Source organism: Lentzea jiangxiensis, assembly GCF_900104175.1.
Classification (GTDB): Bacteria; Actinomycetota; Actinomycetes; order Mycobacteriales; family Pseudonocardiaceae; genus Lentzea; species Lentzea jiangxiensis.
In genome coordinates this window covers 1,409,818-1,427,437 of sequence record NZ_FNIX01000001.1, presented here as the reverse complement: position 1 = coordinate 1,427,437, position 17,620 = coordinate 1,409,818, and the positions used below count along the sequence as shown (strand labels likewise).

The window sequence follows — 17,620 nt, the reverse complement described above, 5'->3', positions numbered from 1 at the left end:
GTGACGAAGTCGCCCCGTCAGAGCCGAAAGGCTTGACCCTGTGCTGTTGCGCCCGCGGCGTCGCTCGCGAATATTCGTCCTCCGTGAGCTTCACCTTCGAGCCCGGACGCACCCGCGTCGTCTTCGGCCGCGGCACCGCCTCCACCGTGCGGGCCGAGGTCGAGCGGCTCGGCGCGGCGCGGGTGCTGCTGGTCGCCCGGCACGGCGGGGACGGGGTGGCCGCGCAACTCGGCCCGCTGCTCGCCTCCAGGTTCACGGGCGCGGCGATGCACACGCCGGTCGAAGTCACGGAGCGCGCGCTCGCGTTGTTGCAGGAACACGGCGCGGACTGTGTCGTTTCAGTTGGCGGCGGGTCCAGCACGGGGTTGTCCAAGGCGCTCTCGGTGCGCGCCGGCGTGCCCCAGGTCGTCCTGCCGACGACCTACGCCGGGTCCGAGGTCACGCCGGTGCTCGGCGAGACGGCGTCGGGGCGGAAGAAGACGCGGCGCGACGCGGCGGTGCAGCCCGACACGGTGATCTACGACGTCGACCTGACGCTCGACCTGCCCCTCGACGTCACGGTGACGAGCGCGCTCAACGCTCTCGCGCACGCCGTCGCCGCGAGGGGCGACGAAAACCCGTTGGTCGACGCCATCGCCACCAGGGCGATCGAGGGCGTTTTGCACGCTTTGAGCGAAAACCCGTCCACTGTGGAGGCACGAACCGAACTGCTGTCGTCGGCGTGGCTCGCGGGGACCTGCCTGGCGTCCGTCCCGATGGGACTGCACCACAAACTCGCGCACGTTTTGGGCGGTTCGTTCGGAATGCCGCACGCCGCGACGCACACGGCGCTGCTCCCCCACACCGCGCCGGCCGATCTGGCCAGGCGCGTCCACGGCACCGCCACGCGGTTCGGCGCCGCGACGTCGTTGCGGGAACTGGGGATGGCGGAGTCCGATCTGCCCCGCGCCGCGGAGATCGCCGAGCACCCGGAAGCGTTGCGGGTGCTGACGGACGCGTGGCGCGACGCATCATCCGACTGACGGGTTGTCATTCTTCAGGCTGATGTTCACCTCTTCGGACTCAGACGAACCTCCGATGTGGAACCTGAAGAGTTCCTGAAGCATCTGCGGCATGCTCAGCCCGTTGGACCTGTCGCTGACGAACGGACCGATCCCCCAGGCCGCCACGGTCGCGGCCGTGCTCGCCATCGCGTACCTGGCCGTTCGGAAGGACCGGACCTGGCGGGTCCGCGTCCTGCCGATCGTCGTGCTCGCGTGCGCTCTCGCGGTGACCGGGCTGGCTCTCGTCGTCGACCACGTGTGGAAACCGTGGCCGGAGCCGCTGCCGACCGTGCTGATCGTGTGGCTCGGTGCGGTTCTTGTCGCCTTGACGCTCGCAGTGGTGCGGTTGCGCTCCGGCCGCTGGTACGGCCGTGCGTTCGGTGTGCTGCTGGCGCTGGGTGTGGTGATGAGCGCGGTGGTCGCGACGAACGCGCATTTCGGGCAGTACCCCACCACTCGCGCCGTGCTGGACCTGTTCAGGAACGATCGGGTCGACCTCAACGAAGCCGCTCCCCCGGCGTCGGGCGTGGTCGAGGTGCCGGTGGGCAAGACGCTCGCCGACGTCTGGACGAGGCCGGAGGGGCTGCCGGACAAGGGCACCGTCTCCGAGGCGGAGATCCCCGGCGCGTTCCAGGCGCGACCGGCGTGGGTCTACCTGCCGCCCGCCTACAACACCACCCCGCGTCCGCGGCTGCCCGTCGTCGTCCTGATGGCGGGCCAGCCGGGCAGCCCGCGCGACTGGTTCGACGGTGGCCGGATCCTCGACAACCTCGACGCCTACGCGCGGCAGCACGACGGGCTCGCACCGATCGTCGTGGTGGCCGACCAACTGGGGACATCGACGGCGAACCCGCTGTGCCTCGACTCGAAGCTCGGCCGGTCCGAGACGTACCTCGCGCGTGACGTGCCCGCGTGGATCAGGCAACGGCTCACCGTCGACGAGCGCCGTGAGGCCTGGACCGTCGCTGGCTTCTCCCAGGGCGCCACATGCTCGCTACAGCTGGCCGTGCGCGCGCCGGACGTCTACGGCAACTTCATCGCCCTCGCTCCCCAGCGCGAGCCCTCGCTCGGCACGCGAGAAGAGACGGTCAAGGCCGCGTTCGGCGGCGACGAGGCCGCCTTCGCCAAGGTCAACCCGATGGACGTCCTCGCCGGTCAGCGGTTCCCCCGTACCGCGGGCGTGGTCGTCGCCGGCCGCGACGACGTCACCTACCGCCAGGCCGACGCCGAGGTGTTCGAGGCCTGCCGCAAAGCCGGAATGGACGTGCAGTGGAGAGAACTGCCGAACAACCACGACTGGAACATGGCCAGGGACGGTCTCTTCGGGTCGCTGCCGTGGCTCGCGCGGCGGACGGGACTCGTCAGGTGATCGCCCGGCTCCTCCGCACCGCGCCGCTGACGTGCGCTTTCCTGATCGTCTTCTGGACGGTCGGGGCGCTGACCGGTGCTATCGGCGGCGCGGACGAGGACTTGCTCGCGGCCACCGGGTTCGGCACCGGAAGTCCGATGTGGACCGTCTTGACCTCGGCGCTGTGGTCGATGGACCTGCTGGGGTACGTGGGCACCACCGTGCTGCTGCTGGCGGCCGGTGTGGCGGCGGAACGCGCGTTCGGAGTCCTGCGGACAGCGGCCATCTTCCTGACCTCGCACGTGCTGGGCTCGTTCCTGGGGCTCGGGATGGTGCTGGCCGGGCGGGACGTGCACTGGGGCTGGCCGGAGTCGCTCGTGGGCGAGGTCGCGACCGGCCCGTCGATCGGCGGCGTGGGCGTGGTGCTCGCCCTGACGTTCCGGATGCCGCCGCTGTGGAGGCGTCGCGTCCGGTTGTTGACGATCTTGTCGGTGCTGGTGCTTACCCTGTACTCGGGTTGGCTCGAAGATCTGCTCAGGCTGTCCGGTGGCGTGGCCGGACTGGTGGTCGGAGTGCTCTTCCTCGGGAACGGTCCCGAGTCCCGGGCGCGTTCCCTGCAGGAGACGCGGGTGCTGGTGGCGCTGCTGCTCGCGGCTTCGGCACTCGGGCCGGTGGTGTCGATGATGTCGCCGTACCCGAACGGCCCGCTGTGGTGGTTCGCGGACGTCGTGGCGGTCGCGCAACCCTCGCAGGACGACGTCGACGCGATGTGCGGCGCGGACGCGGTCGAGTCGTGCCGGACGATGGCGGTCCAGCTGTCGTACGGCCGGTTCCCCGCGCTCGTGATGTCGTTGCTGCCGGCGTTGCTGTTGCTCGTGCTGGCGGAAGGACTGCGACGCGGCCGGCGGTTCGCGTGGCGGTCGGCGCTCGTGTTCAACGTGGCGTATGCGGCGTTCATCGGTTCGTACGTCGTCTACGTCGCACAGTTCCCGGACGCCACGGCGTTGGAGCTCGCGGTCTCGTTCGGTGTGCCGATGCTGGCTCCGCTCGCGATCATCGGCGTGTTGTTGTGGACGCGCAGGCATTTCGACGTGCGTCTGCCTCGGCGTGCCGTCACGAAGTTCTGGCGGTTCACGGCGGGCAGCGTCACGTTGCTGTCGGCGCTGTACGTCTTCGGCGGGTACCTGGTCCGCGACCGGTTCACGCCGGAACCGGGGTTCACGGCACTGCTCGCGGACCTGCCCACGCGGTTCCTGCCGCCGGGCTACCTCGACCTGGTGCCGTTGCGGTTTCAGGCGGAGGGCTTCGCCGGCACGCTGCTGTTCGAGTACACGGGCGTGGTGTTCTGGCTGATCGTGCTGACCGGTCTGCTGATGGCGTCATGGCGGACGTGGCCTTCGTCGTGCGAGAAGGAGGCGGCACAGGCGCGTGAGCTGATGCGGCGCTACGGCGGTTCGTCGCTGTCGTACATGACGACGTGGCGGGGCAACCAGTACTGGTTCACGCCCGACGGTGAGACGGCGGTCGCGTACCGGGTGGTCGCGACGATCGCGCTCACGGTCGGCGACCCGATCGGCCCGGCACGGGCCGAGGCCGTGCGCGGGTTCGCGGAGTTCTGCGCCCGCAACGGGTGGACGCCGTGCCTCTACAGCGTGGGCACGGAGACGAAGGAGGTGGTCGAGGATCTCGGGTGGTCGGCGGTGCAGGTCGCCGAGGACACCGTGGTCGAACTGGACGCGCTGAGCTTCACCGGCAAGAAGTGGCAGGACGTGCGCACGGCGTTGAACAAGGCCGCCAAGGCCGGCATCACCGCCGAGTGGTGCGCGTACGCCGACGCGCCGTACGCGATCACCGACCAGATCCGGTCGATCTCGGCGGAGTGGGTGGCGGACAAGGGCCTGCCCGAGATGGGGTTCACGCTGGGCGGGCTGGAGGAACTGGCCGGCGACGGTGTCCGCTGCCTGCTGGCGGTGGACGGCGACCGCACGGTGCACGGCATCACGAGCTGGCTGCCGGTGTACGCCGACGGTGAGGTCGTGGGGTGGACGCTCGACTTCATGCGCCGCCGCACGCACGGCTTCCGCGGCTCGATGGAGTTCCTCATCGCCTCGGCGGCGCAACAGCTCCAGGCCGAGGGGGCGCGGTTCCTCAGCCTGTCCGGGGCGCCGCTCGCGCGGCTGGACCGGGGCGAGCGTCCTCGGGCGCTGCAGCGCGTCCTCGACTTCACGGGCCAGGTGCTCGAGCCGGTGTACGGGTTCCGGTCGCTGTTCGCGTTCAAGGCGAAGTTCCAACCGGCCTACCAGCCGATGTTCATGGCGTACCCGGACTCGGCGGCGTTGCCGCGCATCGCGAACGCGGTGAGCCGCGCGTACCTGCCGCACCTCAACGCACGCCAGGGGCTGCGGCTCGCGAGCAAGATGATCATCCGGCCGCGTGGGCGGGTGGCCACGCATGGCCGAACTCGCTAGGCCGAAGGGGTGGTGACGTGATGCTCGTCATCACACCCCCGCCGCGCTGGGCGAAGATGCGCCGATGACCGTGCGGGGCACCCTGTCCGCCCAGACCACGACGCTCATCGGCCGCGGTGCGGTGCTCGCCGAGACCGAGGTGCTCCTACGCGAGACCAGGCTGGTCACGCTGACGGGTGCGGGAGGTGCCGGCAAGTCCCGGCTCGCCGTGGAGGCGGGGCGCTCGCTCGCCGCGGCGGAGGCGTTCCAGCACGGCGTCCGGCGGGTGCGGCTCGGGGACCTCGGGGACCCGGCGCTGCTCGCCCGCGTGGTCGCGGCCGAGTTGCGGATCGTCGACAACGCACCGGACGGCGGGTTCGGCCGTCTCGTGGAGTCGTTGCACGACAAGCACCTGCTGCTCGTCCTGGACGACTGCGAGCACCTGCTGGACGCGGTGCGGCACCTCGTGCACCACCTCCGGCGCGACTGCGAGGGCCTGACGATCCTGGTGACCTCGCGGGAGCCGCTCGGCATCTACGGCGAACGCGTGCTGCGGGTTCCCCCGTTGAGCGTCGACGACGCGGTGCGGCTGTTCGAGGACCGGGCCGGGGTGGTGGCCGAGCAGGCCGACGTCACCGCGTTGTGCACGGCGGTGGACGGACTTCCGCTCTCCGTCGAGCTCGTGGCGGCACGACCCGCCGGGACGCCGCTGACCGAGGTGCTCGACGGGCTCGGGCCCGTCACGCTGGACCAGGTGCTCGGGTGGGCGGCGCGGCGCTGCACGGACGAGGAACGACTGGTGTGGGCGGCGCTGTCGGTGTTCCCCGCGGACTTCGACCTCGCCGCGGCCGAGGCGGTGGCGGACGCGGACGTGCAGCAACCGTTGTGCGCGCTGGTCCGCAGGTCGATCGTGGTGGCGACGACCAGTCCTGTCACCGGTGAGACGCGGTACCGGTTGCTCAGCGCCGTGTCGCAGTTCGGTGCTCGTCTGCTGACGGACGCGGATGAACCGTTGCGCCGCCACGCGCTGCATTACAACGAGTTCGTGGACGAGGTCGCCCGCTCGTGGTTCTCGCCCGGCGAGGCGCTGTGGATGGGCAGGCTGTGGGAGGAGTGGCCGAACGTCCGCGCGGCGATCGGCCACGCCCTGCGCACCCCCGGTCTCGCCGCGGTCGGGGCGACGATGGCGATGAACGGCCAGAGGGCGCGGTTCACGTCGTTCGCCGGCATGCTCGGCCAGGCCTGGGACCTGCTGGCGGCCGCGCGCGAGGCGATCACCGAGGCACCGTTGCGGACGTCGCTGCTCGCACACTGCGCGTACATGGCGCAGGCACGCGGCGACATGGCGACGGCGATCCCGCTGATGAACGAAGCGCGCACGTTGCCACGGCTGCCGGTCACCGACGTGCACCTCGTTCTGGCCGAGGCCACGCACCTCTTCTTCGTGGAGGGGTCGCCGGACTGCGTGCCGTTGTACGCGCACGTCGTCGAACTGTGCCGTCGGCACGCCTCACCGGGTGACACCTACATCACCGAACTCATGCACGCGATGGCGACGTGCTTCCTGCTGGACGCCGAAGCGGCGGACAAGGCCACGACCGGGCTCATCAGGCAGGCGGAGAGCAACGGCGTGAACTGGTCGCACGCCTGGGGGTTGTGGCTGCGCGGGCTCCACGAGCTGCTGCACGGCGACCCGGCGGAGGTGCACGGGCCGGCGTTGAGGGCGTTGCGGATCCAGCTCACGCTCGGCGACACGTGGGGTGCGCCGTTCAGCCTGTGGCTGCTCGCCTGCGCGTGCGCGGAACTGGGGGCGTTCGACCGCGCCGCCCGGCTGCTGGGCGCCCTGCGGTCCCAGGAACGGATCTCCCGGATCTCGTTCGGCGGCATGAGCCCGTTCCAGCAGGTGCTGGAGCGGGCGGACCGCGGCACCCGCCGCGCGCTCGGCGACGACTACCAGGTGATCACGACCCTGGGGGCCGACCTGCGTCCCGAACAGGCCGTGGCGTTCGCGCTCGAACCGGTGCCGGCCTCCGAGCGCCGGCCGGTCGTGCCCGCCCTGCCCGGTGGCCTGAGCAGGCAGGAGTTCACGATCGCCGGCCTGGTCGCGGAGGGGTGCACGTCGAAGCAGATCGCGGCGAGGCTGTTCATCTCGCCGCGGACGGCGGACCGGCACGTGGTCAACATCAGCGTGAAGCTCGGACTGCCCAGCAGGACGGCCCTCGCGGCGTGGCACCGCTCGGCCGCGACCGATCGCTAGCGCGCCTCGAACGCCAGCTTCAGCCCGAGCGCGACGAGCACCGACGCGGTCAGGCGGTCCAGCAGAACCCGTTGCCGCAGCAGGAAAGCACGGGCGCGACCGGCCACGACGACCAGGAACGGCAACCACACGAGACCGAGGCCGAGGTGCACGGTGACGAGGACAGCGCCCCACGCGGGTTGACCCACAGGCATGAACTGCGGCAGCAGCGACAGGTAGAAGACGCCGACCTTGGGGTTGAGCAGGTTCGTCAGCAGTCCCACCCGCAACGACGCCTTCGCGGTCGGCACCGGACGGGAGTCCTCCAGCGACACGGCCTTGCGCGAGTCCCACAACGCCTTCGCGCCGAGGTAGACCAGGTAGGCCGCGCCGAGCCACCGCACGACGTCGTAGGCCAGCTCCGACGCCGTCAGCAGCGCTGTCAGGCCCGCGAGGCTCGCCACCCCCCACACCAGGCAGCCGAGCGAGATGCCGAGCACCACCCTCATCGCAGCGCGCTTGCCGCTGAACAGCGCCGTGCGCAGCACCAGGACCGTGTCGAGGCCGGGCGTGAGGACGGTGAGCAGTGCGATGAGCGAGAAGCTCAGGAGCGCGGCGGTCGACATGGGCACATCAGATCACAGGCTATCTCGCGTCAGCAGCGGTTTTCAGGCCGAAGGCGATCAGCGCGGACGCGGACAGGCGGTCCAGCAGAACCCGCTGCCGCAGCAGGAGAGCGCGCGCCCGCCCGGCCGCCGTGATCAGGACCGGGAACCACAGCAGGCCGATGCCGAGGTGGATGGCGACGAGCACGACACCCCACGCCGGCTGGCCGACCGGGAGGAACTGCGGCAGCAGCGAGACGTAGAAGACGCCCGGCTTCGGGTTGAGCAGGTTCGTCAGCAGCCCGACCCGGACCGCCGCCCGCACGGACGGCACCGGCGCCGGTTCGTCGAGCTCGGCCGGCCGCCGGGACGCCCACAGCGCCTTGATCCCGAGGAGGACCAGGTAGCCCGCACCGAGCCAGCGCACGATGTCGTAGGCCAGCTCGGACGCCTGCAGCAACGCCGTCAGCCCGATCAGTCCGGCGGTCGCCCACACCAGGCAGCCCAGCGTGCTGCCCACGACGACGCCCATCGCGGCACGACGGCCGGCCAGCAGCGCCGTCCGCAGCACCAGGAGGGTTTCCAGGCCGGGCGTGATGACGGTGAGCAGCGCGACGAAGGTGAAGCTCAGGAGCGCGGTGACCGACATGCGGCCATCAGAACACGGAAACGCCGCGGCGCCGGAAGATTTAACACTTCCGACACCACCCCGCGCCCCTGAGCTCCCTTTACTAGCGGTACCAGGCGCGAACGCCCATCCGTCCCGTGCTGCCGAGGTCGATGTGGATGCTCCGTTGCGGCGCCACGGCGATCAACGACTGCTGCACGGCGCCCGGAGCGGTCGCCAGTTCAACGTGCTTGGCGACCTGCGGCGGCTCCAGCGAGGTGTTCGTGTTCCGCCACACGAACGCGCTGGCGGCGCTCTCCCCCGGCTGCACGGTGATCGGCTGCGGCGGGTCGTCGAACCCGTCGAGGACGGTGATCCCGCCGGTGCCCTGGAGGATCGCGACGTCCAACGGCAGGCGCTCCGCGTCGAACAGGCTCACCTGCGGATACCCGTTGAGCTGCAACGCCTCCGTCCCGCAGTTGGCCACCTCGACCGACATCACGCGCAGCCCCGAGGCCGCCTCGGTGTGGTTCGAGGTGAACCGCACTCCGGCCGCACAGCCGGGATCCTCCGACGCCTGCGCGACAGGGCCGCTCGCGACCAGTCCGGCCAGAACGGCGATTGCTGTCAGAACTTTGCCCCCATGTCTCATGCACCCGAGCATGCCAGTGACCGCGGTGGTTGCGGTGAAACCTCCACAAGACCTCCACAAGGACGGAAGTCCATTGTGGAGTGACCGGTCAGGTCAGCCGGTACCCGTGCGCCGGGCGGTTCGCCATGCCGTAGCGCGGCTGCACCTCGGCCTTGCCGATCGTCACCAGGTGCTCCAGGTAGCGGCGCGCGCTGACCCGCGACAGTCCCGCCCGGTCGCCGACCTCCTGCGCCGACAGGTCGTTCTCGCTGTCCCGCAACGCATCGGTCACCAGCCGCAGGGTCACCGCCGACAACCCCTTGGGCATCGCGAGGGTTCGCGGCCGGTGGTGCATCAACGAGTCGACCTCGTCCTGGTCGAGCACCTGCCCGAGCCGCTGCACCTCGATGCGCTGGGCGAGGTACTCGCGCATGCGATCGATGAACGCCGTGCGCGTGAACGGCTTCACCAGGTAGTTGTCGACACCGCGGGACATGGCCTGCCGCACGGTCTCCCGCTCGCGCGCCGCGGTGACCGCGATGACGTCGACCGGGGTCCCGCCGCGGGCGCGCAGCCGTGACAGCACCTCGAGCCCCGACATGTCGGGCAGGTGGATGTCGAGCAGCACCAGGTCGGGCCGCAGCGCGTCGATGGCGCGCAACGCCTCTCCTCCGCGGTGCGCCTCGCCTACCACCTCGAACTCGGGCATCGCCTCCAGGAAACCGCGGTGGATCGCCGCCACGGCGAAGTCGTCATCGACCACGAGCGTCCGCACGCTCATCGGTTCCCCGTTTCCGGCAGCCACACGTCGAACGACGCGCCGCCGAGCTCCGAGTCGGTGATCGCCACCCGGCCGCTGCGCCGGGTCACCACCCTCGACACCAATGCCAGTCCTATTCCCCTGCCGTGCGCGCCCTGGGCGTCCTTCGAGCTCACGCCGAGGTCGAAGATCCGGCCTCGTTGCGACTCGGCCACCCCTGGCCCGTCGTCGTCCACGACCACCCGCACCCCGCTCGCCGACGAACGCACCAGCACCCGCACGGTTCCTCCGGTCTCCACGGCGTCCACCGCGTTGTCGACCAGGTTGCCCAGGACGGTCAACGCGTCGTCGCCCGCACGGATGTCGACGGAGCTGCCGGGATCGAGCCGCAGCTCCACACCTCGTTCGTGCGCGGTGGACGATTTTGCCAGCAACAGGGCCGCCAGCGCGGGGTCGGCGTTCGCCCCGTCGATGATGTCGGCGGTGAGCGACCCCGCTCCGCCGACCCGTTCGATGTACGCGACCGCGTCCGGGCCGCGGTCGAGCTCCAGCAGACCGCCGATGACGTGCAGGTGGTTGGAGAACTCGTGGGCCTGCGCCCGCAGCACCTCCGTGACGGTGCGCTGGCCGTCGAGCTCCCTCAGCGCGTCGTGCAGTTCCGTCCGGTCGCGCAACGTCAGCACGACGCCGACCGCGCGGTCGTGCGTCTTGGCCGTCATCCGGTTCGCGACCAGGACCCGTTCGCCGGCGAGCACCAGCCGGTCGGCCACGTCGTCGCCGCGCGCCAGGGCGAGCAGGCCGTCGTCGAGGACCTCCGCCGCCGGCTGCCCGCTGGGGTCCTCCGCCAGGCCGAGCAGGCGCATCGCCTCGTCGTTGACCAGCGCCAGCCGCTCCTGGTCGTCCACGGCGACCACGCCCTCGCGGATGCCGTGCAGCATGGCGTCCCTGGTCTCCAGCAGCTGCGCGATCTCCGCGGGTTCGAGGCGGAACATCCGGCGCCGCACGTGCTGCGTGACCAGCGCGGCCCCCAGCACGCCGACGAGGGCGGCCGCGGCCAGCCAGCCGATCAGCTCCGGCAGGTCCTCGGCGAGGTCCTCGGACAGCTGGCTCTCCAGGATGCCGACCGAGGCCATGCCGATGATCCGGCCCTCGGGAGTGCGGATCGGCACCTTCGCGCGCAACGACGTGCCGAGCGTGCCCGTCTCCGTGCCGACGAACACCTCGCCGGACAACGCGGTGCTCGGGTCGGTGGACACGTGCTCGCCGATGCGCTTCGGGTCGGGGTGGGCGTAGCGGACGCCGTTGCCGTCGGCGACGACCACGTACGTCACGTTGGACGCCTTCCGGATCACCTCGGCCAACGGCTGGATGGACGCGGACGGGTCAACGGTCCCGAACGCCTCGATGACTGCCGGTAGCCGCGCCACGCTCTCCGCGACCGACAGCATCCGGTCCTTGTACGAGTCGCGGATGCGGTCGCTCTGCAGCTTGGCCGCCAGCAGACCGGCGGCGCAGGTCGTCATCAGGACGATGACCACCTGCAACGCCAGCAGCAAGGCCCCAAACGAAACAGATCGACGGAACATGGGGGAATTCTCACTCATCACCTGTGAAAGAAGTCACGAACTAAACGACCAATACGGAACTTACGACCTAACACTTACGTATGCACGCAGCCGTTACCTAGCGTCCCCGCCCAGCGTTCGCGACGATGCGAGGAGTGTTGGATGAGTACGGCCTGGAGACGAGCCGTGGCGGTCGCCGCCGCGGGACTGGTGCTCGCGGGATGCGGTCAGGGGACGAAGGGCGCGAGCGGTGACTCCATCGCCAAGCTGGAGATCATGGCGCCCGCCGACCCCGGTGGCGGCTGGGACCAGACCGCCCGCGCGATGCAGTCGGCGGTGACCGGCGCGAAGCTCGTCAACTCCGTGCAGGTCAGCAACGTCGGCGGCGCCGGCGGCACGGTCGGTCTGCAGAAGCTCAGCTCGGAGCGCTCCGAGTCGTTCCTGATGATCACCGGTCTGGTCATGATCGGCGCGGTGGAGACCAACGCGTCGCAGACCCGGCTGGAGGAGACCACGCCGATCGCCCGGCTGACGGCCGAGGACGAGGTGGTCGTGGTGCCCGCCGACTCGCCGCACAAGACGATCGACGACCTGCTCAACGCGGTCAACGAGAAGGGCAAGAGCGTCTCGATCACCGGCGGCTCGGCCGGCGGCACCGACCACATCCTCGCCGGCATGCTGCTCAAGGCGAAGAACATCGACCCGGCCAAGCTGAACTACGTGCCCTACTCCGGTGGCGGCGAGTCGCTGGCGGCACTGCTCGGCAAGAAGGTCGACGCGGGCATCTCGGGCGTCGGCGAGTACAGGGAGCAGATCAAGGCGGGCAAGCTGCGCGCGCTGGGCACGTCCGGCCCGAACCCGCACCCCGACCTGAACGCGCCGACGTTCAAGGACCTCAACGTCGAGCTGATCAACTGGCGCGGCGTCGTGGCGCCGGCGTCGATCTCGGCCGAGGCCAAGACCCGTCTCACCAAGCTCGTCACCGACATGCACGCGAGCGACGCGTGGAAGGCGGAGCTGCAGAAGAAGGGCTGGACCGACACCTTCCTGACCGGCACCGAGTTCTCCACGTTCCTGTTCAAGGAAATCGGCCGCGTGAAGCCCGCACTGCAGGACATCGGGCTCGTCAAGTGATCGCTGAAAAAGCGGAGGAGTACGCGTTCGGCGGTCTGGTCGCGGCGATCGGGGTCTTCACCCTCGTCGACGCGACCACGATCGCCGCGCGCGACGACAACGCCGTCGGACCACGCGCGTTCCCCTACGCGGTGGGAATCCTGCTCGTCGTGACGGGCATCGCGGCGATCATCGCGACCGCGCGCGGGAAGCTCGGGCGGGCCGAGGAGGCCGAGGACGTCGACGAGACGGTCCGCACCGACTGGGTCACCGTGGGCAAGCTGGTGGCCGTCCTCGTCGCGCACCTGGTGCTGATCGACCTGGTCGGCTGGCCGGTCGCGGCGGCGCTGCTGTTCTTCGGCGCCGCCTGGAGCCTGGGCGCGACCTGGTGGCGGGCGCTGCCGATCGCGGTGGTGCTGGCGCTCGTCGTGCAGGTCGTGTTCGCCTCCGGCCTGGGCCTGTCGCTGCCGGCCGGGATCTTCGAAGGGGTGCCGCTCCTCGATGGATAGCATCACCGCCCTCCTGGAGGGCTTCGCGACCGCCGCGCAGCCCGAGTACCTGCTCTACGCGCTGCTGGGCGTCACGCTCGGCACCGCCGTCGGCGTGCTCCCCGGCATCGGACCGGCGATGACGGTGGCGCTGCTGCTGCCGCTGACCTACACGCTGGAACCGACGGCCGCGCTGATCATCTTCGCGGGCATCTACTACGGCGGCATGTACGGCGGTTCGACGACGTCGATCCTGCTCAACACCCCGGGCGAGTCGGCGTCCGTCGTGACCGCCCTGGAAGGCAACAAGATGGCCAAGGCCGGGCGCGGTGCAGCCGCGCTCGCGACCGCGGCCATCGGCTCGTTCGTGGCGGGCACGATCGCCACGGTGCTGCTCACGTTGCTGGCGCCCACCATCGCGGACTTCGCCGTCCAGCTGGGCCCCGCCGACTACGTGGCACTGATGGTGGTGGCGTTCACGACCGTGGCGGCACTGCTCGGCTCGTCCCCGGTGCGCGGTCTGGCGTCGCTGGGACTCGGCCTGTTCATCGGGCTCGTCGGCACCGACACGCTGACCGGGCAGCAGCGCTTCACGCTCGGCATCGCGACGATGGCCGACGGCATCGACGTGGTCGTGGTGGCGGTCGGCGTGTTCGCGGTCGGCGAGGCGCTGTACGTGGCGTCACGGCTGCGGCACGGGCCGATCGAGGTCATCCCGATCGGCGGGAAGTGGATGACGCGCGGCTTCTGGTCGCGCTCGTGGAAGCCGTGGCTGCGCGGCACGTTCATCGGCTTCCCGATCGGCACCGTGCCGGCCGGTGGCGCCGACGTGTCGACGTTCCTGTCGTACGCGGCGGAGAAGAAGCTCTCGAAGCGGCCCGAGGAGTTCGGCAAGGGCGCGATCGAGGGCGTGGCGGGCCCGGAGGCAGCCAACAACGCGGCCGCGGCCGGTGTTCTGGTGCCGTTGCTGACCCTCGGCCTGCCCACCACCGCGACGGCCGCAGTGATCGTGGCGGCGTTCCAGAGCTACGGCATCCAGCCGGGACCGCTGCTGTTCACCAACAACTCCGCGATGGTGTGGGCGTTGATCGCGTCGCTGTACATCGGCAACGTGATGCTGCTCGTGCTGAACCTGCCCCTGGTGAAGATCTGGGTGAAGGTGCTGCAGATCCCGCGGCCGTACCTGTACGCGGGCATCCTGCTGTTCGCGGCGCTGGGCACCTACGCGGTGAACTTCGTCGTGGACGACCTGATCGTGCTGCTGGTGATCGGTGTGGTCGGCTTCTTCATGCGGCGCCACGGTTATCCGGTCGCGCCGCTCGTCGTCGGCCTCATCCTCGGCCCGATGGCGGAGGAGCAGGTCCGGCGCACGCTGCAGATCAGCGAGGGCTCGCTCAGCGCGCTGGTGACGAGCCCGTTCGCGGCGGTCGCCTACACCGTTCTCGTGGTGTTGCTGGTCGTGGCGTTCACGCTTCGGCTGCGCCGCAAGAAGACCGAAGTGACGGTCTAACCGCGCACGGCGGCAAGTGCTCGTTCGTACAGCTCGAACGGATCAGCCTTGCCGCCGTGGCGGACCCACAGCTCCGAGGCCGTGTCGACGCACGCGAACACCGTGGCGATGACGCCCATCGCCGCGGGGTCGGGGATCTCGCGGTGCTCGATGCCCATCCGCTTCTCGACGACGGGCACGAGCGCCTTCTGCCACTTCAGCCGCTTCTCGAAGTACCTCGCGCGCAGCGAGGCGTTGCCGAAGATCAGCGTCGAGATCTCCAGCACCCGCTCCTGCGTGTGGTTCGAGGCCGTGAGGATCGTCGTGAACCCGGCCCGCAACGCGTCCCAGGTGGACACTTCGGGCGCCTGCTCCTCGACCGCGCGGACCAGCAGCTCACCGAGCGCGTCCTGCTCACCGCAGACCAGGTCCTCCTTGGTGCCGAAGTAGCGGAACAGCGACCGCTGCGACACACCGGCCCTCGCGGCGACCTGGGCCATCGTGGTCGCCTCGTAGCCCTGCTCCGCGAACAGGACCAGCGCCGTCTCGACGATCTCGGCGACCACCGCCTGGCGCGACCGGTCCCACAACGTCGCCGCCTTCTCCATGCGCCCACTCTAGCCGCGCCGCACCATGCGCCCGATCATCCGAGCGTTGAAGGCGCGCGAGGTCAGGTGTCGTGACGCGAACGCCAGGAACCGGTTCGTCCTGCCCGAGATGACACCGACGGGCGTGACCCGCCGCTCCAACGCGCGCATGGCGCTCGCGACCACCTCGCCGGCCGTCTGCATCCTGGTCCCGCCCGCCATCTCCTCGCTGCCCGCGACGTCGAAGAACTCGGTCCGCGTCGCACCGGGCGACAGCACCACGACCCGCAACCCGGTCCCGCGCGACTCCACCCACAGCCCTTCGGTGAAGCTCACGACGAACGCCTTCGCCGCGCCGTAGACCGAAGCCCACGGCGACGCCTGGTAGGCCGCCATGCTCGCGACGTTGACGAGGAAGCCGTGACCGTGGGCGCGCAACGGTCCGATGAACGCCCGGCTGATCTCGACGACGGCGTTGACGTCGACCGCGACCTCCTGCCGCAGCCGCTCCGGGTCCTCCTCGTGGAACGGCCCGAAGTTCGCGAACCCGGCGTTGTTGACGACGCTCGTGACACCGAACCCGGCGACTTCGTCGGCCAGCCGCTGCCCGATCCCCGACTGGGCGAGGTCCGCCGCCACCACGTGCACCTCCACGCCGTGCGCCCCACGCAGCTGCCCGGCCAGCTCCTCCAGCCGGTCCTTCCTGCGCGCGACCAGCACCAGCCCCGACCCGCGTGCCGCCAACTGCCGCGCGAACTCCGCGCCGATGCCCGAACTGGCCCCGGTGACCAGCACCGTCTGCTTCCCGAAGTCGACTCCCATGACGTCACCGTACGCCAGATTGACAGTCGCTGCCAACCTGTCTTTTGTTGCCGCTTCTGCTGGTAGCAGAACCGCCCTTCGGGGTGGCCGGGGTGCTGCCACGATGACGACATGGCGGAGATCCTGGACTTCAACCGCAAGCCCGGTCCTGCACCGCGCCCCGAACCGCTGTGGCGCGAGGCCCTGGGCCGCAAGCTGCGCGAGACCCGGGAAGAACGGGGTGACCGCCTGGTCGACGTGGCCGAACGGGCCGGGATCTCGGTGCAGTACCTGTCCGAGATCGAACGGGGCCGCAAGGAACCCTCGAGCGAGATGATCGCTGCCGTGGCGGGGGCGCTGGGCGTCGACCTGGCCGACCTGCTGATCGGGATCGCCGGTCAGGTCCGCAACCTCCGCTCCGCCAGCTCCTTCCGGGCCGGCGGGCACTTCCAGACCTCGCGACCGACGGGCCGTCCTTCGGGCCCGGTGGCGATGGCGGCCTGACGGGCGCCGGGCCGGGCGCTTCTCAGCCCGGCCTTTCCGGCCGTCCAGCATCCCGCCAAGGCTCGAGGTCAAGCCCCGATCGCCCCCCACGCCTCATCCCGACCCGCGCACGTCGAAGCCAGCTCAAGCCCGCTGGTCCAGCACCCGGTCAGCCAGCCCGTACTCCACCGCCCCGGCAGCGTCGAACACCCGATCCCGATCGGTGTCGTGCCGCAACTCCTCCACGCCTCGCCCGGTGTGCCGGGCCAGGATGTTCTCCATCTGCGCCCGCACCCGCACCACCTCGTCCGCCGCGAGGATGAGGTCCGGGATGGTCCCCCGCCCCTGCGCGGCAGGCTGGTGCAGCACCACCCGCGAGTGGGGCAGCACCGACCGCCGTCCCTCGGCCCCCGCCGCCAGCAGCACCGCGCCCACCGCCACCGCCTGTCCGACACACGTGGTGGCCACGGGCGCCTTGATGTAGCGCATGGTGTCGTACAGGGCGAGCATCGCGGAGGGATCCCCGCCCTCGCAGTTGATGTAGAGGTTGATCTCCAGGTCCGGGTTGTCCGCCTCCAGGTGGAACAGCTGCGCGATCAGCGCGTTGGCCACGCCGGAGTCGATTCCCGTGCCGAGGTAGACGATCCGCTCGGACAGCAGGTGCGAGTAGACGTCCATGACCCGCTCGCCACGGGCGTCGCGCGTGATGACGTTGGGGATGGTGTAGCTGCTCATGCGACCGCTCCCGAGTGAAGTCCCAGCTTGTGCATGCGGACGGGCACGACCTGGCCGAGGTCGCTGACCACGTGGTCGATGAAGCCGTACTCGCGCGCCTGTTCCGTGGTGAACCAGCGGTCGTGCAGCGAGTCGGTGAAGATGCGGTCGAACGGCTGGCCGGTGTCCTCCGCGATCAGGCCGAGCACCGTGTCCCTGGTGTGGCGCAGGTCGTCGGCCTGCACCTCGACCTCGACAGCCGAGCCGCCGATGCCCGCACTTCCCTGGTGCATCAGGATTCGCGCGTGCGGCAACGCGAACCGCTTGCCCGGACTGCCCGCCGACAGCAGGAACTGGCCGGCGCTGCACGCGAGGCCCAGCGCCAGCGTCGCCACGTCGCACGGCACCAGCCGCATCACGTCGCGGATCGCGAGCATCGAGGGCACCGACCCACCCGGCGAGTTGATCCACAGCGCGATGTCCTGCCGCGGGTCCTCGCTCGCCAGCGACAGCATCTGGGTCGCGAGCACAGTGCCGTTGTCGTCGTCGAGCGCGCCGTCGAGGATCAGCACGCGCTGGCCGAAGAACCGCTCCCTCAGCCCTGGGCTGAACATCTTCTCGTTGTTGGTCATGGCACCGACGATGCCGGGCACGCCCGGCGGTGCGCCGCTTTCTCTGCCGTGAGCAGATCAGCTCACAGCAG

17 protein-coding genes are annotated in these 17,620 nt (G+C 70.4%); 8 read left to right on the top strand and 9 right to left on the bottom strand.

The window, feature by feature from the left end; all coding sequences use genetic code 11:
• Positions 1 to 83 precede the first annotated feature (83 nt).
• From BLQ91_RS07020 to BLQ91_RS07005, 4 genes are all read left to right on the top strand, one after another.
• A complete protein-coding gene (locus tag BLQ91_RS07020; RefSeq protein ID WP_090095745.1) occupies positions 84 to 1,022 on the top strand; it encodes a maleylacetate reductase in 939 nt (312 codons plus the stop codon).
• A gap of 91 nt (positions 1,023 to 1,113) precedes the next feature.
• On the top strand, positions 1,114 to 2,412 hold the full coding sequence (locus tag BLQ91_RS07015) for an alpha/beta hydrolase (RefSeq protein ID WP_090095744.1): 1,299 nt from the start codon (positions 1,114 to 1,116) through the stop codon (positions 2,410 to 2,412).
• The gene (locus tag BLQ91_RS07010) at positions 2,409 to 4,859 is read left to right on the top strand and encodes a DUF2156 domain-containing protein (RefSeq protein WP_143022541.1); all 2,451 of its coding nucleotides are present in this window, start codon (positions 2,409 to 2,411) and stop codon (positions 4,857 to 4,859) included. The genes BLQ91_RS07015 and BLQ91_RS07010 overlap by 4 nt, the downstream gene beginning before the upstream one ends.
• A gap of 64 nt (positions 4,860 to 4,923) precedes the next feature.
• Positions 4,924 to 7,095, top strand: a complete 2,172-nt coding sequence (locus BLQ91_RS07005; RefSeq protein ID WP_090095742.1) for an ATP-binding protein — start codon at positions 4,924 to 4,926, stop codon at positions 7,093 to 7,095.
• Here the strand turns inward: BLQ91_RS07005 and BLQ91_RS07000 are convergent.
• The 5 genes from BLQ91_RS07000 to BLQ91_RS06980 form a co-directional block, all read right to left on the bottom strand.
• Positions 7,092 to 7,700: a LysE family translocator gene (locus tag BLQ91_RS07000; RefSeq protein ID WP_090095741.1), complete on the bottom strand. Its 609-nt coding sequence runs from the start codon at positions 7,698 to 7,700 to the stop codon at positions 7,092 to 7,094. The two genes, BLQ91_RS07005 and BLQ91_RS07000, sit on opposite strands and share 4 nt — an antisense overlap.
• A gap of 19 nt (positions 7,701 to 7,719) precedes the next feature.
• Complete coding sequence (locus tag BLQ91_RS06995; protein ID WP_090095740.1) at positions 7,720 to 8,328, bottom strand: LysE family translocator; 609 nt, start codon at positions 8,326 to 8,328, stop codon at positions 7,720 to 7,722.
• A gap of 82 nt (positions 8,329 to 8,410) precedes the next feature.
• On the bottom strand, positions 8,411 to 8,938 hold the full coding sequence (locus BLQ91_RS06990; RefSeq protein WP_176959591.1) for a DUF4232 domain-containing protein: 528 nt from the start codon (positions 8,936 to 8,938) through the stop codon (positions 8,411 to 8,413).
• A gap of 88 nt (positions 8,939 to 9,026) precedes the next feature.
• Entirely contained in the window at positions 9,027 to 9,698 is a 672-nt protein-coding gene (locus BLQ91_RS06985; RefSeq protein WP_090096061.1) for a response regulator, read from the bottom strand.
• Positions 9,695 to 11,233, bottom strand: a complete 1,539-nt coding sequence (locus BLQ91_RS06980; protein WP_245733183.1) for an ATP-binding protein — start codon at positions 11,231 to 11,233, stop codon at positions 9,695 to 9,697. The genes BLQ91_RS06985 and BLQ91_RS06980 overlap by 4 nt, the downstream gene beginning before the upstream one ends.
• Positions 11,234 to 11,404: 171 nt before the next feature.
• Here BLQ91_RS06980 and BLQ91_RS06975 point away from each other — a divergent pair, with 171 nt between their 5' ends.
• The 3 genes from BLQ91_RS06975 to BLQ91_RS06965 are packed head-to-tail and all read left to right on the top strand — an operon-like array spanning position 11,405 to position 14,353.
• The gene (locus BLQ91_RS06975; protein ID WP_090095737.1) at positions 11,405 to 12,376 is read left to right on the top strand and encodes a Bug family tripartite tricarboxylate transporter substrate binding protein; all 972 of its coding nucleotides are present in this window, start codon (positions 11,405 to 11,407) and stop codon (positions 12,374 to 12,376) included.
• Positions 12,373 to 12,864 carry a tripartite tricarboxylate transporter TctB family protein gene (locus BLQ91_RS06970; RefSeq protein ID WP_090095736.1) on the top strand — a complete coding sequence of 164 codons (492 nt, stop codon included), beginning with the start codon at positions 12,373 to 12,375 and terminating at the stop codon, positions 12,862 to 12,864. The genes BLQ91_RS06975 and BLQ91_RS06970 overlap by 4 nt, the downstream gene beginning before the upstream one ends.
• On the top strand, positions 12,857 to 14,353 hold the full coding sequence (locus BLQ91_RS06965) for a tripartite tricarboxylate transporter permease (protein ID WP_090095735.1): 1,497 nt from the start codon (positions 12,857 to 12,859) through the stop codon (positions 14,351 to 14,353). Before BLQ91_RS06970 ends, BLQ91_RS06965 begins: the two co-directional genes overlap by 8 nt.
• Here BLQ91_RS06965 and BLQ91_RS06960 read toward each other — a convergent pair.
• Both BLQ91_RS06960 and BLQ91_RS06955 read right to left on the bottom strand, forming a co-directional pair.
• Positions 14,350 to 14,940 (bottom strand): TetR/AcrR family transcriptional regulator, encoded by a 591-nt coding sequence (locus BLQ91_RS06960; RefSeq protein ID WP_090095734.1) that lies wholly within the window; start codon positions 14,938 to 14,940, stop codon positions 14,350 to 14,352. The genes BLQ91_RS06965 and BLQ91_RS06960 overlap by 4 nt on opposite strands.
• A gap of 9 nt (positions 14,941 to 14,949) precedes the next feature.
• Complete coding sequence (locus BLQ91_RS06955) at positions 14,950 to 15,741, bottom strand: SDR family NAD(P)-dependent oxidoreductase (protein ID WP_090095733.1); 792 nt, start codon at positions 15,739 to 15,741, stop codon at positions 14,950 to 14,952.
• Between the two features lie 111 nt (positions 15,742 to 15,852).
• On the opposite strand from BLQ91_RS06955, the gene BLQ91_RS06950 reads away from it, so the two are divergent.
• Positions 15,853 to 16,224: a helix-turn-helix domain-containing protein gene (locus tag BLQ91_RS06950; RefSeq protein ID WP_090095732.1), complete on the top strand. Its 372-nt coding sequence runs from the start codon at positions 15,853 to 15,855 to the stop codon at positions 16,222 to 16,224.
• 123 nt (positions 16,225 to 16,347) lie between these two features.
• Here BLQ91_RS06950 and BLQ91_RS06945 read toward each other — a convergent pair whose 3' ends face one another.
• Both BLQ91_RS06945 and BLQ91_RS06940 read right to left on the bottom strand, forming a co-directional pair.
• The gene (locus tag BLQ91_RS06945; protein ID WP_090095731.1) at positions 16,348 to 16,938 is read right to left on the bottom strand and encodes a ClpP family protease; all 591 of its coding nucleotides are present in this window, start codon (positions 16,936 to 16,938) and stop codon (positions 16,348 to 16,350) included.
• The gene (locus BLQ91_RS06940) at positions 16,935 to 17,549 is read right to left on the bottom strand and encodes a ClpP family protease (protein ID WP_090096060.1); all 615 of its coding nucleotides are present in this window, start codon (positions 17,547 to 17,549) and stop codon (positions 16,935 to 16,937) included. Before BLQ91_RS06940 ends, BLQ91_RS06945 begins: the two co-directional genes overlap by 4 nt.
• Between the last annotated feature and the right edge of the window lie 71 nt (positions 17,550 to 17,620).

Bases quoted from the DNA above. Each gene is read 5' to 3' on its own strand.
- BLQ91_RS06975 (WP_090095737.1), top strand. From the start codon at position 11,405: ATGAGTACGGCCTGGAGACGAGCCGTGGCGGTCGCCGCCGCGGGACTG.
- BLQ91_RS06990 (WP_176959591.1), bottom strand. From the start codon at position 8,938: ATGAGACATGGGGGCAAAGTTCTGACAGCAATCGCCGTTCTGGCCGGA.
- BLQ91_RS06985 (WP_090096061.1), bottom strand. From the start codon at position 9,698: ATGAGCGTGCGGACGCTCGTGGTCGATGACGACTTCGCCGTGGCGGCG.
- BLQ91_RS06965 (WP_090095735.1), top strand. From the start codon at position 12,857: ATGGATAGCATCACCGCCCTCCTGGAGGGCTTCGCGACCGCCGCGCAG.
- BLQ91_RS06955 (WP_090095733.1), bottom strand. From the start codon at position 15,741: ATGGGAGTCGACTTCGGGAAGCAGACGGTGCTGGTCACCGGGGCCAGT.
- BLQ91_RS06995 (WP_090095740.1), bottom strand. From the start codon at position 8,328: ATGTCGGTCACCGCGCTCCTGAGCTTCACCTTCGTCGCGCTGCTCACC.
- BLQ91_RS06960 (WP_090095734.1), bottom strand. From the start codon at position 14,940: ATGGAGAAGGCGGCGACGTTGTGGGACCGGTCGCGCCAGGCGGTGGTC.
- BLQ91_RS07005 (WP_090095742.1), top strand. From the start codon at position 4,924: ATGACCGTGCGGGGCACCCTGTCCGCCCAGACCACGACGCTCATCGGC.
- BLQ91_RS07000 (WP_090095741.1), bottom strand. From the start codon at position 7,700: ATGTCGACCGCCGCGCTCCTGAGCTTCTCGCTCATCGCACTGCTCACC.
- BLQ91_RS06940 (WP_090096060.1), bottom strand. From the start codon at position 17,549: ATGACCAACAACGAGAAGATGTTCAGCCCAGGGCTGAGGGAGCGGTTC.
- BLQ91_RS06945 (WP_090095731.1), bottom strand. From the start codon at position 16,938: ATGAGCAGCTACACCATCCCCAACGTCATCACGCGCGACGCCCGTGGC.
- BLQ91_RS06950 (WP_090095732.1), top strand. From the start codon at position 15,853: ATGGCGGAGATCCTGGACTTCAACCGCAAGCCCGGTCCTGCACCGCGC.
- BLQ91_RS07015 (WP_090095744.1), top strand. From the start codon at position 1,114: ATGCTCAGCCCGTTGGACCTGTCGCTGACGAACGGACCGATCCCCCAG.